The following is a 16,424-nucleotide window of genomic DNA, read 5'->3' on the forward strand; positions in this document are numbered from 1 at the left end:
ATTCATTTTGCCCATGCGATAATTTGCGACCATCTATCTTTTGGCCTATAAGTACTTCTAAATTTTGCATACGCAAAAGTAGGAAAATAAAGCGAGAAATGTCGCCTATCCTGTGAAATGGTTAGTAGAAGACGAATTAGGAAAACTATCCAATAAACATAAAGCGATAAATGGATTGTTGGAACATGGTCTGAATAAGCTGTCAGGATTAGATATACGATATATTAACGGCACTGTTGAAGAGAGAAGGGAAATTGTGAGTTCGATGTTCCCTGAAAATATCATATTTGATGGAATACAACATCGAACTCAAAGATTAAATTTAGCTGCAATGCTTATTTACCAGAGAAGCAGCGATTTAGCAGGCAAAAAAAATGGGACAAGCCTTTCTTTTTTAGACCTGTCCCAAGAAGTGAACCCGCTGGGACTCGAACCCAGGGCCCCAACATTAAAAGTGTTGTGCTCTACCAACTGAGCTACGAGTTCATCCCCTTTTCGTTTTTGGGAGTGCAAAAATAGCCGAAAAACATATTGCACCAAAACTTAAATAATATCTTTCTTTATACGCCTGAATATTTACATTTCTACAACCTTTACAAGTAACTAAATTTGCAGGCAAACAGATGATATGTCGTTTTTTACAGATAAAGTAGTAATGGTTACCGGTGGCACGGATGGGATTGGCAAGGCGCTCGTTTATGCATTAATGCAGCAGGGAGCAAAAGTTGTTACCTGCGGCCGCGATTACGATAAATTGTATCATTTACAAACTGTATATGCAGGCAAGCCTTTACTGGCATTATCTGCCGATGTAAGTAATGAAGCTGATTGCAAAAACATGGTTAACCAGGCAATCACCACTTTTGGAACCATTCATATATTAATTAATAATGCAGGCATTTCTATGCGGGCATTGTTTAGTGAAACAGACCTTGAAACCATTCGCCGCGTGATGGATGTTAATTTCTGGGGCGCTGTTTATTGCACCAAATATGCATTGCCTTATATCCTGAAAAACAAAGGCACTGTGGCAGCCGTTTCGTCTATTGCCGGATACAGGGGCCTGCCGGGCAGAAGCGGTTATTCTGCATCAAAATTTGCATTGCAGGGCTGGATGGAAGCATTAAGAACCGAGTTACTGGATAGTGGCATAAACGTAATGTGGGCCTGTCCCGGCTTTACAAGATCAAACATTCGCAATGTTGCATTAAATAAAAATTCTGAACCACAAGGCGAAACACCATTAGATGAAGAAAGCCTTACAAGTGCCGAAGAAGTGGCAGAACATATTTTAAATGCTATTGAAAAAAGAAAACGCACACTGGTTTTATCAGGGCAAGGCAAACAAACAATTTTTTTAAACCGTTTTATGCCCGAGCTTGCAGATAAATTAGTGCATAAGTTCTTTTTTAATAAAGGAGTTTTGGTTAAATAAAGCGAATGCCTGTTATTACATTATCTACTGATATAGGTCAAAGCGATTATGTTGTTGGTGCTATTAAAGGGCAGCTCATCAAAGCTGTTCCATCTGCCTCTATTATTGATATTACGCACCAGCTTGTGGCCAATAATTATTTGCATGCCGCTTATGTTTGCACCAATGCATTTGCATTTTATCCTGCGGGCAGTTTTCATTTTGTGATCATTAATTTGTTTGAAAAATCACCGGATCATTTACTGCTGGCAAAACATAACAACCAGTTTATCGTTTGCCCTGACAATGGCATTCTCACAATGATTGCCGGCGACAAACCTGCCGAGATTGTTTCCATTAAAATACCAAATGCATTGGGCGTATTAAGCTGCACCGAAGCGTTTGCCAATGCTTTAAACGCAATCGAAAACGGTTCATCGCTACGGGCAATAGGTGATGCGGTTACAAACATTGAAGAGAAATACCCATTCCGTTCAACAGCAGGGCCTGACTGGATTGACAGCCAGATAATATTTATTGACCAGTTTGAAAACGTAGTCATCAATCTTACCAGAAAGGAATTTGAAGAACACCGAAAGGGAAGAAAATTCAGGATCGTTTTACCTGCCCGCAACGATGGCGGCATTGTAAACATCAGTGAAAATTATGCTTCGGTTGAGCAGGGCGAAAGGCTTGCCTGGTTTAATTCTGCGGGTTATCTTGAACTGGCAATAAACAAAGGGAATCTCGCGGGATTATTTGGTCTGAAGCGTTTTTCAGGCGGAATAACGTTAAATACTTTGCCCAGCAATAAATTAATGTATGAGCGTGTAAAAATCTTCTTTGAATAATGCCATGCGTTTTCAATCGTATTTTAATTCGGCTATAAAAATTATACAGTTGTATGATGGTGCTGTGCCCTTACAGCATTTTTTGAAACAATATTTTTCCCGGCACAAAAAGCATGGTTCCAAAGACAGGAAAGTTATAACACATATCTGCTATAATTTTTTCAGAACAGGAAAAGCCTTTTCTGATATTTCAGCAGAAGAAAGATTAAAGCCTGCCATTTTTATTTGCAATAATAATATTGATGAATGGAATTTTTTATATAATGATGAATGGCTCTATAACCATAGCAATTACTTGGAAAAACGCATAGCATTTATTCAATCAAAATATTCTTTTTCCCTGCACGATGTTTTTCCGTTTTATAACGAAGCAGGCAAAACATTGGATGTTGATGCATTTATAAAAGCCTTCTTTATTCAACCAGATGTTTTTGTAAGAATAAGGTCCGGCTTTCATGAAGCGGTAATAAATAAACTACAGCAACATAACATTCAATACAACAATATAGAAGAAAACTGTATCAGCCTCTCTCCTTCCACCAACATTCATTCAGTTATAGATATTGATAAAGAAGCTGTGATTCAGGATTACGCATCACAGCAGGTAAAAGTTTTTTTGAAAATAGTTGAAGAAGCTATCAGCTATCAGCTATCAGCTATGAGCAGGGAGCAATCTCAAAATCGTGCGTCTGTCTGGGATTGCTGCGCCGGCAGCGGCGGCAAATCAATACTGGCTTATGATGTACTGGATAATATTGATTTAACTGCGTCTGATATTCGCCCATCTATCATACAAAACCTCAAACAGCGTTTTCTCAAAGCCGGTATAAAAAATTATAAGACATTAGTGTATGATGTGGGCGGTTCCCAATTGTCAATACCTAATTCCCTTTACAATCTTATTATCTGCGATGCGCCCTGCACCGGCAGCGGCACCTGGAGCAGAACACCGGAACAGCTATATTTTTTTAATCAGAATAAGATTGAAGAATATGCCATACGCCAGCAAAAGATTGTAAGCAATGCCGTTGAGCATTTGAAGAATAACGGTTTCTTTCTGTATATAACCTGTTCCGTTTTTGAAAAGGAAAATGAAGCAATTGCTGATTTTATTCAGCAAAAATTTAAACTGGAATTGCTAAAAATGGAGCTGATAAAAGGCTATGATACAAAAGCCGATACCCTGTTTGCCGCATTATTCAGGAAGAGCTAACATTTTTAAACCTTCACTTCGCTTACATTCGCAAAATAATTTTTTTATACATGAGCCAGAGTTTGAGCAGAAAACAACTGATTGAAGCAGCAGAAGAATTTGGAACGCCGTTGTACGTTTATCACGCAGAGAAAATTGAAGAGCAACTGCATGAATTAAACAAAGCATTTAAAGATTGTAATGCAAGGTTTTTTTATGCATGCAAGTCTTTAACCAATATCAATGTTCTTAAGTTGATGAACAGGCTTGGCGCCGGGCTTGACTGTGTTAGTATTAATGAAGTGAAGCTTGGCCTGAAAGCCGGTTTTACACCCGACAGGGTTTTGTTTACACCTAACTGTGTTGACTTTGAAGAAATAGAGGCAGGCAAGCTGCTAAACGTGCACATTAATATTGATAATATTTCCATGCTGGAACGTTTTGGCAATAAATATGGAAGCACCTATCCTGTTTTTATACGCCTGAACCCGCATATAATGGCCGGTGGTAATTTTAAAATTTCAACCGGGCATGTTGACAGCAAGTTTGGCATTTCCATTCACCAGGCAAGACATATTGAACGCATTATTAAATCAACAGGACTAAACGTGCAGGGCCTGCACATGCATACAGGCAGCGAAATAAAAGATACCAATGTATTTATTGCGGGGCTTGAGATTATGTTTGAAATGGCGCGGCAGTTCCCGCAGATAGAAGTTATTGATTTAGGAAGCGGCTTTAAAGTACCATATTACGATGATGATGTAAGAACAGATGTATATGACCTTGGCAGGAAATTGGCACAGGCTTTTACCAAATTTGAAAAAGAAAGTAACCGCAAACTGGAAATATGGTTTGAACCGGGCAAGTTTCTTGTAAGCGAAGCAGGTTATTTTATAGTAAAAGCCAACGTAGTAAAAACAACAACTGCCACGGTTTTTGCAGGTGTAAACAGCGGGTTTAATCATTTGATAAGGCCAATGTTTTATGAGGCTTATCATCGCATAGAAAATATTTCCAATCCAAAAGGGGCGGAACGTATTTACACAGTTGTTGGAAATATTTGCGAGACAGATACGTTTGCCTGGGACAGAAAGCTTCATGAAGTGCGGGAGGGCGATTACCTTGTTTTTTACAACGCCGGCGCTTATGGTTTTGAAATGAGCAGTAACTTTAATTCGAGATTGAAACCTGCAGAAGTGTTGTTTAAAGATGGCAAACCGCAGTTGATAAGAAAACGGGATGAGTTTGAAGATTTGCTGAGAAACCAGGTGGAGGTGTTGTGAATGAGCGTATAAGTTTACGGGTTCAAATGTTTAAAGTTTAATGTTGCTTTAAATTGCTCTGCGAAGTCTCCGGACTTCGCAGGGTTTATGCGAAAAGTCTCCGGACTTTTCAAAAGCTCTTTTTAATGATCTTCATAGACAGGAATATTAACTATGAATTTGAAGTATAATGAAGATATTGATCTGTGTTATTCACATTTGACGTTTCATGATTGACGAAAGCTGAATAATGATATGCAGCACAAGTGTTGCGACGCAAGGGACGATGCCAGCATTACCAAGCTGGTATCATAACAAACAAAAAATTATTTCATAATTTTTTAGACTCTCCGCCGCGGCGGAATGGGGGTTTTATGATAGAAGTAAAAAATATAAGAAAGAGCTTTGGCGACAAGGTTATTCTTGAAGATATAAGCGGTGTGCTTGATACAGGTAAATGCAATCTTATTATTGGCTCCAGCGGAAGCGGTAAAACGGTTTTTACAAAATGTATTGTGGGGCTGTTTAAACCCGATAAGGGAGAGATTTTGTACGATGGCAGGAATATGCTTGAAATGAATCGTGAAGAGAGAACGGAACTTCGCCAGCAAATCGGCATGTTGTTCCAGGGCTCTGCTTTGTTTGATTCGATGACGGTGGAGCAGAATATAATTTTTACACTGGATATGTTCTCGGATTTAAGTTATCGCGATAAGAAAAAGCGCGTAAATGAAGTGCTGGAAAAAGTTGAACTGGAAGGTTCAAATAACAAGTTTCCAGCGGAAATAAGTGGCGGTATGAAAAAGCGCGTTGGTATTGCAAGGGCTATTGTGCTTAATCCGAAATATCTTTTTTGCGATGAGCCTAACAGCGGCCTTGACCCGCAAACTTCATTGGTTATTGACCAGCTTATTAAAAGCATTACAACAGAATACAACATTACCACGGTTGTAGTTACGCATGACATGAACAGCGTGATGGAAATAGGCGATCACATCATGTATTTATATAAAGGGAGGAAAGAATGGGAAGGCTCTAACAAGGATATTATTTTCAGCAAGAATGAAAGACTGAATGAATTCATTTTTGCTTCTGAGTTTTTACAGGGCGCAAAGGCCATCCGCATGCTGGAAGTGGAAGGCAAAATTGAAGAAGGCACTGCAGTAAAAGAAGCTGAAAAAATAATAAATGAAGGCGATAAATTACCGTGAGCAAACCTTTAGCTTTTTTATTGTTTCTTTCGGATCAGCCGAACTAAACACTGTATTGCCTGCAACCAGAACATCAGCGCCTGCATTAACCAACGATTGGGCATTTTCAATCGTGACACCGCCATCCACTTCAATTAAAACATCTAATTTTCTTTCGTCTATCATTTTACGAAGCCGTTCTACTTTTTTAAGCGAATGCGGGATAAATTTTTGCCCGCCAAAACCGGGATTAACCGTCATAATTAAAACATGGTGCAGGTCTGCTAAAATATCATCCAGCATAAAAACAGGTGTATGCGGATTAATGGCTACGGCTGGCTTCATGCCCAGTTCTTTTATCTGCTGAACATTGCGGTGCAGATTCGGGCAAGCTTCATAATGCACAATAATGCTGTCTGCACCAGCCTTCTTAAATGCAGGCACGAGGTTTCCCGGCGTTTCTATCATTAAATGCACATCACAGAATTTGGTTGTTGCTTTTCGCACATGCTCAATAACCGGGATGCCAAAACTTATGTTAGGTACAAACTGTCCATCCATTACATCAAGGTGCAGCCAAGCGGCTTCGCTGGCATTGACCATTTTACATTCATCTTCGAGCTTTAAAAAATTGGCGGCAAGCAATGATGGCGCTACAATTGACATAGTTTATAGTTTGTAGTTTACAGTTTTTAGTTCATGAAACCATGTTTCACAACATTAAACATTAAACTCTAAACATTCAAAACAATTGTTATTCTGCACTCAATTGTTTTAAATGACTTCCTGCTTCATCAAGCGTTGGGTCGAGTTGCAATGATTGTTTAAAACGCAATACGGCGCTGTCTTTTTTATTCATCATTTCATAACAGCGTGCCATGTAATAATAGGCATCAGCATATAGATTATTAACTGTTGAAGCAAGCTGAAAAACAGACAAGGCTTTATCATATTGCTTCGCATCAAAATAAATAAGGCCTTTTTCAATATAGGCTTCCATGCAGGTATAGTTACCGGCAATACATTCGTCGAAATATTTTACAGCCTCATCGCCTTTATGAATGCGGGCAAAATATACACCTGTTATAAAGGCGCAATTGGCATTAGCTTCCCTGCCCAATCCCAAAGCTTTCACGCGGGAACATAATAAAACAGCCCGGTCATTTTTCATCTCTGCATACAAATTGGCGAGCGCCAACAAAACATCAGGCGATTCATAGATGCGGGCAGCTTTTGCATAACTTTTTATGGCAAGCGCCGTATCTCCTGCATCTTCTGCTATTTCACCCTTTGCGAAAAACAAACCATAGTTGGCAGAATCTTTATTAGTTAATGAATCCATCTGGGCAAGCGCTTCTTTATACATTTTTACACTATCCAATGTGAATGCGTATTGCAGGCGTAAGCCGGCGCTGTCAGGGTATTCCTTTAACTGCTTTTCCATAGATTCTATTAAGGGCTGCAATGCATTTTTGATGGAATCATATTTTTTAGCGGACGAAGATGTATCGTTGCTGTTGCAGGAGAAGAATATGATACAATAAGGTGTTAGAAAAAGTCTGGAGACTTTGCGCATAGTACTGCGAAGTGCGGAGACTTCGCAGAGCGAAAATCTTGCGAAAAATAAGTATAATAATTTCTTCATTGAGTGAAATATAGTTTATGCATCTGCTGTGGCAGCCTGCTTTTGAACCACAGCATTATGCATGCGCTGCAGAAAAGATAACATTACATCCATATCGCTCACATCATTCACCACTAATAAAAAGTTTTTACCCACCTGTTTTAACCTCGCTTTATTGGTGCCGGTTTGCAGGTACTGCATGATGCCCCGAAATACATCACTTTCAAAATAAGGTGAATCATTTTTATTGATGAAATAACAACGCAGCGTTTTGTCTTTCAGCGTCATTTTTTCAAAACCCAGATCAACTGCAGCCCAACGGCAGCGCACAGTTGTGATTAAATCTTTTACTTCGTTGGGTATTGGCCCGAAACGGTCTGTCAATTCTTTTTCAAAAGCCTGCAGTTCTTCATTTTTTTCATAATTATCCAACCTTGTATAAAGCGACAGGCGTTCTGTTATGCTTTCCACATAATCGTCAGGAATAAGAATTTCAAGATCCGTATCAATGGTACAATCACTTACAAAATCATCCTGCCTGCTAATCTCTTCCTTAAACACATCTTTAAATGAAGTACGTTTCAACTCACGTATCGCTTCATCCAAAATCTTCTGATAGGTTTCAAAACCAATATCAGCCATGAAACCGGTTTGTTCACCACCTAATAAATTGCCTGCGCCGCGAATATCCAGGTCACGCATGGCGATCTGGAAACCACTTCCCAGTTCACTGAATTGTTCCAGTGTTTGCAAACGTTTTCTTGAATCGGTTGGCAACGTGCTCACCGGCGGCGCAAATAAATAACAGAACGCTTTTTTATTACTGCGTCCAACGCGGCCCCGCAACTGATGCAGATCACTCAGTCCGAATTGATGCGCATTATTGATGATGATGGTATTTACGTTTGGTATATCAACACCGCTTTCAACAATATTAGTAGAAACAAATACATCGTATTTGCGGTCAATGAAATCAAGCAAACGTTCTTCAAGTTTATTACCTTCCATTTGCCCGTGTGCATAAGTAACGCTTAAGTCGGGGCAAAGGCTTTGAATCATGATAGCCATTTCGGCCAAACCCAAAATGCGGTTATGAATAAAAAAAACCTGGCCGCCTCGTTCTGTTTCATAATAGACAGCATCGCGAATAGCATCTTCATTAAACACGGCAACTTCCGTTTGTATGGGCTGGCGGTTGGGCGGCGGCGTATTGATGATGCTTAAATCCCTTGCTCCCATTAAACTAAATTGCAATGTACGTGGAATGGGCGTTGCCGTTAAGGTTAAACAATCAACCGTGGCTTTTAATGTTTTTAATTTTTCTTTATGCGCCACACCAAATTTCTGCTCTTCGTCAATTATCATCAAACCAAGGTCTTTGAATTTAACGCTGTCAGCGAGCAAACCATGCGTTCCGATGATAATATCAATCTTTCCTTCTTCAACTTTTTTAAGCGTTTCCTTTTTTTCTTTGGCTGATTTAAAACGATTGATATAATCTATGGTTACAGGAAAATCTTTTAAACGTTCACTGAAAGTTTTATAATGCTGAAATGCAAGGATGGTTGTGGGAACAAGCACCGCAGCCTGTTTGCCATCCACACAGGTTTTGAATGCAGCGCGAATAGCCACCTCCGTTTTACCAAACCCAACATCACCACATACCAACCGGTCCATTGGCGAAGCGCTTTCCATATCCTTCTTTACATCTTCAGTGGCTTTTGCCTGGTCTGGCGTGTCTTCATAAATAAAGGAAGCTTCCAGTTCGGTTTGCATGTAATTATCCGGTGTATGTGCAAAGCCTTGCTGCGCCTTGCGTTGAGCGTATAGCTTAATAAGATCGAAAGCAATTTCTTTTACCCGCGTTTTGGTTTTTTCCTTCAGCCTGCTCCATACATCACTTCCTAATTTATTTATCTTCGGCGCCGTGCCTTCCTTGCCGGTGAACTTTGATATCTTATGCAGTGAATTAATGTTCACATATAAAATATCGCCGTCTTTATAAATAATCCTTACCGCCTCCTGCAGCCTGCCATTCACTTCTATTTTCTGCAAACCGCTATAGGTTCCAACACCATGATCTATGTGCGTAACAAAATCTCCGGGCTGCAATTCCTTTAAAGTGCGGAGCGTAAGCGCTTTATTTTTACTATAGGCCTGCTTAACACGGTATTTATGGTAACGCTGAAATATCTGATGATCCGTATAGCAAACAACTTTCAGGTCTTCGTCAATAAAACCTTCATGAATAGATGTTGCAATGGGCGTAAACTGAATATCTGTATGAAGATCATTAAAGATAGAATGCAAGCGCTCCAATTGCTTGGCCTGCTCTGCAAAAATGTACAACTCGTAACCCCTGGCTTCATGCGTTTTCAGGTCTTTAATTAAAAGATCGAACTGGCGGTTAAAAGCAGGCTGTGGTTTTGTATTCAGTTCAATGACCTCACCCCAACCCCTCTCCTTTGGAGAGGGGTTTTTAGAGAAAAATGGCTTATAACCAAATTCCACCAGATGATGTTGGAGTATTTGCCTTTCAATTGTTGCAGCAGGAACAAAATCTTTCAGTTTAACTGTCTTTAATATCGTACTATCATCATCTTCTTCGGTTGACCGTTGACCGTTGACCGTTGACAGATATTCTCCCAACTGCTCCTCCTGCTCATTGATCACTTCTTTAATTACATCCCAGTCTTTTATCCATACAACAGTTTGTTCGGGTAAAAATTCCAGCAGGGAAATTTTTTCATCGCTTTCAAATTGCGTTTCAATATTAGGAATGATGGAAACCTGCAACAGTTTTCTTTCACTTAACTGAGATTCGGGATCGAATATGCGGATGCTGTCCACATCATTGCCAAATAATTCAACGCGATAAGGTTTTTCATTGCCAAAAGAATATATATCGAGGATGCCACCACGCAATGCAAACTGGCCTGGTTCATACACAAAATCAGTACGCTCAAAACCATACATCACAAATAGTTCAATCAGGCTATCGAGATTAAGTGTATCATTGGTTTTTATGTGAATGATATTGCTGCTTAATGTTTTTGACAATACAACTTTCTCAAATAAGGCTTCGGGATATGTGATGACGATGCCAGATGGCGCAACAGACAATTTTGTCAACGCTTCCGTGCGCAGCATAACATGGCTGCTGTTGAGATGCTTAAAATCTTTTTTACTTTTGAAAGAAGAAGGGAAATAAAACAGGTTCAATGCCTGTGTTAAATTCTCCAGTGTATTGTGAAAATAAGCGGCTTCTTCCGCATCATTTAAAACAACCAAATGTGTTGCCGCATTGTTCTCTTTATCATTTTGATATTTATCGAACAAAGCCGCCAAAACAAATTCAGCACTGCTGCCCTGTAAATTTCTAAGAAATATTTTTTGTTTTTCTTCCTCTCCTTCGGGGAGGATAAAGGAGGGGCCGGCAAAAGCAAGCCTGTCCGCCAGGTGAAAAAGACGGGGATGTTGTTTGTACTTTTCGAGTAACGCACCAAAATTCATAAACGCACAGCAAAGGTACAACGGACAATTTTAAAAAATAAATAAAGAGAAAATGCTGGTTGAATTTGTACCTTACTTAAAATTTTGCTATGTCTGAACCTTGGAGAACAGGCAGGTTTGCCAGGATTGAAAAAGTTAATGACAACGTACTGCGTTTTTGGATAGAGATACCCGAACTTTCAACGTTTGATTTTAAGCCTGGCCAGTTTGTTACGCTCGATTTGCCAATTGGCGATAGGCCTGTTAAGCGCTGGAGGAGCTATTCCATTGCTTCCCATCCTGACGGGACAAATGTGATTGAGCTTGTAATTGTTTTGCTGGAAGGCGGTGCAGGCACGCATTATCTGTTCAACGAGGTTTCTGTAGGAACGGAAGTTCCGGTGCGCGGGCCGCAGGGCGTTTTTACGCTGCCTGAGAAAATAGATAAAGACTTGTTTTTTATTTGTACCGGAACAGGCATTGCGCCATTTCGCTCAATGATCAATTATATTCAGCTGCATGATCTTGAGCATAAAAACATCTATCTTATTTTTGGTTGCCGTAAATTATGTGACAGTTTATACAGCGATGAGATGAAGGCTGCAACGCAAACAATCAGAAACTTTTATTATATGCCTTCTTATTCAAGGGAAGATAAAGAAAACGAAAGTATAAGGCATGGCTATGTGCATAGCGTTTACCAGGATATTCTCAATACCCGGAAACCTGATGCCGATTTTTATTTATGCGGATGGAAAAATATGATTGATGAAGCAAAACAAAACATCCTTTCAATGGGATACGATAAAAAATCTATACACCTTGAACTATATGGTTAGGATACTTTTAAATTGCGGTCAGCCGTCTCATAGCTATTGGTAGCTTTTTGCATTTCTGCTATCTTTTTTTCCAGGCCTAATATGGCTGAATGACTGGATAACATTTCATCTTCCAGGCGTAAAATTCTCTTTTTTTGTTTGGCAACAAGGGTTTTCTTAAATAATAGCCCCATGCAAAAAGCCAAAATTGCCGTGCCTACTGTAAGCATTATAGAACTGATTAAATTATTAAAAAATCAAATTAAAAAATATAACTATTTAGTATTTATACGAATCAGATTAATTAATGGTTTACCGCCTTGGTCGCAGGTAAGCACTAAATTATTAACAAATGCAGCAATGTATTTTTTATTTCCTTTATTGATATCCTCTCCTGTGCCATGGTATCCCTGTGTCTTATTGTAACAGTTTCATCCTCTTTTGTTTGCTGATCTACTGTAACACAAAATGGCGTTCCCACGGCGTCCTGCCTGCGGTAGCGCTTACCTATTGTATCTTTTTCTTCGTAAAAACATTTAAAGTAAGGCGTGCATTCTGCAATTATATTTCTTGCTATCTCAGGTAAACCATCTTTTTTAACCAATGGTAAAACAGCCAGCTTAACAGGTGCAATTTTAGCCGGTATGCGTAATACCACGCGGCTATCTTCCCTGCCATCTTCCTTTATCCATTTTTCTTCTTCATAAGCATGGCTTAAGATGAGTAAAAACATCCTGTCTAAACCAATAGATGTTTCAATTACGTAAGGAATGTAATGCTGATTCAGCTCATTATCAAAATAAGTAAGCTTTTTGCCACTATATTTTTGATGCTGGCTTAAATCGAAATCTGTTCTTGAATGTATGCCTTCCACTTCTTTAAAACCAATGGGAAATTCGTATTCAATATCCAAAGCAGCATCTGCATAATGCGCCAGCTTGGTATGGTTATGATAACGGTATTTCTCCGCCGGGATGCCCAGGTTTACATGCCATTTCAACCGCTCTTCCTGCCAATATTCGTACCATTCTTTTTGTGTGCCGGGGCGAATAAAGAACTGCATTTCCATTTGCTCAAATTCACGCATACGGAAAATAAACTGGCGGGCCACAATTTCATTTCGAAAAGCCTTCCCTATCTGAGCAATGCCAAAAGGTATTTTAAGCCTTGAAGTTTTTTGCACATTCAGAAAATTCACAAAAATACCCTGTGCAGTTTCCGGCCTCAGGTAAACAATATTATCATCGGGGTTATCGCTGGCAACAGCGCCAAACTCGGTTTTGAACATGAGGTTGAACTGGCGTATGCCGGTCCAGTTTGCCGTGCCGCTTACGGTGCAAACGATATTATTATCGTCAATCAGTTTTTTAAGGCCTTCCATATCCCCTTTTGCGTCCAGTATTTCAAGTTCTTTTAAAATACTGTCAGCAAGTTCTTCTTTACCTTCTTCCTTTAGTTTATCGGCATGCGCTTCAATCAGGTGATCAACACGATAGCGTTTTTTGCTGTCTTTGTTATCAATCATCGGGTCGCTGAAACTGTCCACGTGGCCACTGGCTTTCCAGGTGGTGGGATGCATAAAAATAGCTGCATCAATGCCTACAATATTTTCGTGCATCTGCGTCATGCTCTTCCACCAGTAATCGCGGATGTTCTTTTTCAGCTCGCTTCCATACGGGCCGTAATCGTACACGGCGCTTAAACCATCATAGATTTCGCTGGAAGGAAATACAAACCCATATTCTTTAGCATGAGAGATGATTGCCTGGAAACGGTTGTCTTGCTGTACGCTCATATCTTTAAATGGGCGCAAATATATTAAAGTTTAAGGTTGAATGTTTGAAAGTTCACGGGTTCGCACCTTATTCCGGCCATATATTTTTGAGACTTTGTATAAATAAAATAAGCATTCTGTAAATATGGGCGTCCTTCCCGATACTTCGGGAGGGAACGAGGATGAGGGGCTAAATGCCATAGCGCTCCCGCAGAATATTGCGGTGATGCAAAAGATGCCCGTAAATAATATAGGCAAGGGCATTTACGGAAATGGTATTATTGGATGCCGTGCCTGTACGGCTGATCTGCTCTTTATTTAAGCCAAGCAAAAAAATATCGGTGGCTGCCCGCACGGAATTAAATTCCTGCTTTAGTGAAGACAGGCTTCTTTCCTCTGCAAAACCGTTTTCCACATAATCATTCTCTTCAAAAGAATGCAAAGGCGTTTTGTCGCCGCGGCTTATGCGCAAAGCCCGGTAAGCAAAAATGCGCTCTGCGTCGGTAAGATGCTGCAACACTTCTTTCACCGTCCATTTACCGTCAGCATAAGCATAATCCGCTTTGTTTTCAGGCAGACTATTATAAAACTCCTGGACATCGAACGCATAAGTATTCACTATTTCACTTACAGAATTGCCTGCTGCCAGCGCAATGTATTTATGATAAAAAGGTGCTGATTCATCAGCCTGCGGCCTGGCCATAATCATTTTTTTTCAAGGTTATTTTGCAAAGATTTGCTGTTAACTTTTTTTGTTTCAGGCTTTAAAGTTGCAGCCAGCTTTACCGCCGCCGCGGCATTCAATAAGCCGCCGCTGGTCAATTCACGCATTTCCATTGCTTCATCCGTTGAATTATCATCTTTCAAAGGTCTGTTCACCGTACCCAGATGCACAGCGGAAGCGGTTAATGCATATTTTATCTGCGCCGCCGTTAGCTGCGGGTAATACGAACGCAATAAAGCAGCAACGCCTGTTACAACCGGCGAAGCCATGCTTGTGCCATCGTGATAGCCATAACTATGCGGCAGGGTAGAATAAATTTTTACCCCGGGCGCAAAAATGTCAACTGAGCCTTTGCCATAGTTACTGAAATAAGCAATGAATTTGCCGTTGTTAATAGCAGGATCGCCATAAGCGCCTACAGTAATAAAATTATCCGGCCGGCCGGTACTGTTCAGAAAATACGGGCTAGGAAAATTATCAACGGAATCAATATTATCCGATTCATTGCCGGCGGCATGCACCAGCAGCACATCATGATCTTCGGCATATTGCACCGCCTCATCCACCCATTTCTTTTGCGGCGAAAAGCTTTTGCCAAAGCTCATATTAATAACTTTTGCACCATTATCCACTGCATATTTTATGGCCAGCGTCACATCCTTATCATATTCATCACCGCCGGGAGGCAGGGCGCGCACCATCATCACCTGTACATTATCGGCAATACCATCCACACCAATTTCATTATCGCGCTGTGCGCCAATAATACCCGTTACATGCGTGCCATGATCGGGGTCGTTTGCCATCACATCGCTGTTGCCATAATACTTATCGTTTATATCGTAATAGTTATCTTTTATTGATTGGGCACGGTAATCCGGCGGCGCCGTGGTTTTGTTTTGCAGCGAGCTTTTTTTGCCATCAAGATATTCTTCCAGGTCGGCCAGTATGCTTACATTGGTGGTGGTGCTGTCCGTTTGCACCACCTTTAAAATATTCATATAACTCGTTTTGGCCTGCTTGCCCGAAACGCTCAGGTTCTGGCTATGTTCCAGGTCGCTTATAGAATATTCATCTTTGCCAAGTTCCTGCTGAAGAATAGCATCCTGCTTGCGCAGGGTTTTATCAAGCGCTTCCAGCATCATCACTTCCATTTGCTCATCGCCTGAAATGGTCATGTCAGCAGCGGCTTTTTGCCATTCCGTATATGTCCATTTTTCGTCGGCGCTTAAAGTCGCGGTATCCATATTCTTTCCTTCATATTTATCCCGGTAGGCATAATACACGCGGGAGCGCTCGTCAGAAGTTTTGGTAAGGTTATCGCCATTCCTGTTGCCCAGGAAATTCCAGCCATGAATATCATCTACATAACCGTTATGGTCATCATCAATACCATTACCGGGGATTTCTTTTTTGTTCACCCAAAGAATTTTTTTAAGGTCTTCGTGGGTAGTATCAACACCGGTATCAATTACCGCAACAATAACGGGCGTTGATTTTTTACCTTTTAAAAAATCGTAAGCCTTGTTAAGGCTTATGCCGTCAACAAGATCGGCAGCAGAATCCTGCTGGTACCATATTTTTGCATTGATATGGTTAACACTGGTTTGAGCCTTAACTGAAAAACTGCAACAAATAAGAATCGGCAATACAATAGCATTCGATAAGCGCATGATAAAACTTTGATTTTTTGAAACTTCAAATATCTTTATACGATAAAAGGGAAAATTTTAAAGAAGGGCAATTTAGGAAACTATTAATAATAGATAAGGGCTGATATGTGAAGGAATACCCAAAAGGATGCCTGCTCCGGCCGCCTTTTTTCGCAGGTGGATGGTGACACCCACCTGCAGAACCCGCTACCGGTCGGCGCCTCACCGACCGGAATGCCGCGCATGAAGCGAAAATTTGAAATATGCCGGTTCTTCTTTTTTTTCATTTATTCGCATTATATTTGATGTATCAGCCAGACTTTTTAATAATCCCGGCTTACCATATACTATAAACACCATTTCCTCACACAAAAAACACTAACCATGGCACGCTTAATTATTCCCGACGACTTTACCAGTCAGCTTAC

13 protein-coding genes and 1 tRNA gene are annotated in these 16,424 nt (G+C 40.3%); 6 read left to right on the top strand and 8 right to left on the bottom strand.

The annotated features are described in order from the left end of the window. Positions 1-413: 413 nt before the first annotated feature. A tRNA-Lys gene (locus QM629_RS15180) sits at positions 414-486 on the bottom strand. Between the two features lie 142 nt (positions 487-628). Here QM629_RS15180 and QM629_RS15185 point away from each other — a divergent pair. The 5 genes from QM629_RS15185 (at position 629) to QM629_RS15205 (ending at position 5,933) form a co-directional block, all read left to right on the top strand. Continuing rightward, a complete protein-coding gene (locus QM629_RS15185) occupies positions 629-1,435 on the top strand; it encodes an SDR family oxidoreductase (protein WP_415160736.1) in 807 nt (268 codons plus the stop codon). Between the two features lie 5 nt (positions 1,436-1,440). After that, complete coding sequence (locus QM629_RS15190) at positions 1,441-2,265, top strand: SAM hydrolase/SAM-dependent halogenase family protein (RefSeq protein WP_415160737.1); 825 nt, start codon at positions 1,441-1,443, stop codon at positions 2,263-2,265. Further along, positions 2,258-3,478 (top strand): Fmu (Sun) domain-containing protein, encoded by a 1,221-nt coding sequence (locus QM629_RS15195; RefSeq protein ID WP_415160738.1) that lies wholly within the window; start codon positions 2,258-2,260, stop codon positions 3,476-3,478. The genes QM629_RS15190 and QM629_RS15195 overlap by 8 nt, the downstream gene beginning before the upstream one ends. Positions 3,479-3,528: 50 nt before the next feature. Beyond that, a complete protein-coding gene (gene lysA, locus QM629_RS15200; protein ID WP_415160739.1) occupies positions 3,529-4,743 on the top strand; it encodes a diaminopimelate decarboxylase in 1,215 nt (404 codons plus the stop codon). 353 nt (positions 4,744-5,096) lie between these two features. After that, positions 5,097-5,933 carry an ABC transporter ATP-binding protein gene (locus QM629_RS15205; protein WP_415160740.1) on the top strand — a complete coding sequence of 279 codons (837 nt, stop codon included), beginning with the start codon at positions 5,097-5,099 and terminating at the stop codon, positions 5,931-5,933. Here the strand turns inward: QM629_RS15205 and rpe are convergent. From rpe to mfd, 3 genes are all read right to left on the bottom strand, one after another. Then, positions 5,925-6,578 carry a ribulose-phosphate 3-epimerase gene (gene rpe, locus QM629_RS15210; protein WP_415160741.1) on the bottom strand — a complete coding sequence of 218 codons (654 nt, stop codon included), beginning with the start codon at positions 6,576-6,578 and terminating at the stop codon, positions 5,925-5,927. The genes QM629_RS15205 and rpe overlap by 9 nt on opposite strands. An 88-nt stretch (positions 6,579-6,666) precedes the next feature. Beyond that, positions 6,667-7,557: a tetratricopeptide repeat protein gene (locus tag QM629_RS15215; protein ID WP_415160742.1), complete on the bottom strand. Its 891-nt coding sequence runs from the start codon at positions 7,555-7,557 to the stop codon at positions 6,667-6,669. A gap of 15 nt (positions 7,558-7,572) precedes the next feature. Then, the gene (gene mfd / locus QM629_RS15220) at positions 7,573-11,049 is read right to left on the bottom strand and encodes a transcription-repair coupling factor (RefSeq protein WP_415160743.1); all 3,477 of its coding nucleotides are present in this window, start codon (positions 11,047-11,049) and stop codon (positions 7,573-7,575) included. 89 nt (positions 11,050-11,138) lie between these two features. On the opposite strand from mfd, the gene QM629_RS15225 reads away from it, so the two are divergent. After that, positions 11,139-11,867: a ferredoxin--NADP reductase gene (locus QM629_RS15225; RefSeq protein WP_415160744.1), complete on the top strand. Its 729-nt coding sequence runs from the start codon at positions 11,139-11,141 to the stop codon at positions 11,865-11,867. Here QM629_RS15225 and QM629_RS15230 read toward each other — a convergent pair. From QM629_RS15230 to QM629_RS15245, 4 genes are all read right to left on the bottom strand, one after another. After that, positions 11,864-12,040: a hypothetical protein gene (locus QM629_RS15230; RefSeq protein WP_415160745.1), complete on the bottom strand. Its 177-nt coding sequence runs from the start codon at positions 12,038-12,040 to the stop codon at positions 11,864-11,866. The two genes, QM629_RS15225 and QM629_RS15230, sit on opposite strands and share 4 nt — an antisense overlap. Positions 12,041-12,183: 143 nt before the next feature. Continuing rightward, entirely contained in the window at positions 12,184-13,641 is a 1,458-nt protein-coding gene (locus tag QM629_RS15235; protein ID WP_415160748.1) for a glycine--tRNA ligase, read from the bottom strand. A gap of 169 nt (positions 13,642-13,810) precedes the next feature. Next, a complete protein-coding gene (locus QM629_RS15240; protein ID WP_415160746.1) occupies positions 13,811-14,323 on the bottom strand; it encodes a DinB family protein in 513 nt (170 codons plus the stop codon). Positions 14,324-14,325: 2 nt separating this feature from the next. Beyond that, a complete protein-coding gene (locus QM629_RS15245; protein ID WP_415160747.1) occupies positions 14,326-16,017 on the bottom strand; it encodes a S8 family serine peptidase in 1,692 nt (563 codons plus the stop codon). Between the last annotated feature and the right edge of the window lie 407 nt (positions 16,018-16,424).

The sequence above is a fragment of the Parafilimonas sp. genome (assembly GCF_047606085.1).
In the GTDB taxonomy this organism is placed as follows: domain Bacteria; phylum Bacteroidota; class Bacteroidia; order Chitinophagales; family Chitinophagaceae; genus Parafilimonas.

Bases quoted from the DNA above. Each gene is read 5' to 3' on its own strand.
- QM629_RS15185 (WP_415160736.1), top strand. From the start codon at position 629: ATGTCGTTTTTTACAGATAAAGTAGTAATGGTTACCGGTGGCACGGAT.
- QM629_RS15190 (WP_415160737.1), top strand. From the start codon at position 1,441: ATGCCTGTTATTACATTATCTACTGATATAGGTCAAAGCGATTATGTT.
- lysA (WP_415160739.1), top strand. From the start codon at position 3,529: ATGAGCCAGAGTTTGAGCAGAAAACAACTGATTGAAGCAGCAGAAGAA.
- QM629_RS15205 (WP_415160740.1), top strand. From the start codon at position 5,097: ATGATAGAAGTAAAAAATATAAGAAAGAGCTTTGGCGACAAGGTTATT.
- rpe (WP_415160741.1), bottom strand. From the start codon at position 6,578: ATGTCAATTGTAGCGCCATCATTGCTTGCCGCCAATTTTTTAAAGCTC.
- QM629_RS15215 (WP_415160742.1), bottom strand. From the start codon at position 7,557: ATGAAGAAATTATTATACTTATTTTTCGCAAGATTTTCGCTCTGCGAA.
- mfd (WP_415160743.1), bottom strand. From the start codon at position 11,049: ATGAATTTTGGTGCGTTACTCGAAAAGTACAAACAACATCCCCGTCTT.
- QM629_RS15225 (WP_415160744.1), top strand. From the start codon at position 11,139: ATGTCTGAACCTTGGAGAACAGGCAGGTTTGCCAGGATTGAAAAAGTT.
- QM629_RS15230 (WP_415160745.1), bottom strand. From the start codon at position 12,040: ATGGGGCTATTATTTAAGAAAACCCTTGTTGCCAAACAAAAAAAGAGA.
- QM629_RS15235 (WP_415160748.1), bottom strand. From the start codon at position 13,641: ATGAGCGTACAGCAAGACAACCGTTTCCAGGCAATCATCTCTCATGCT.
- QM629_RS15240 (WP_415160746.1), bottom strand. From the start codon at position 14,323: ATGGCCAGGCCGCAGGCTGATGAATCAGCACCTTTTTATCATAAATAC.
- QM629_RS15245 (WP_415160747.1), bottom strand. From the start codon at position 16,017: ATGCGCTTATCGAATGCTATTGTATTGCCGATTCTTATTTGTTGCAGT.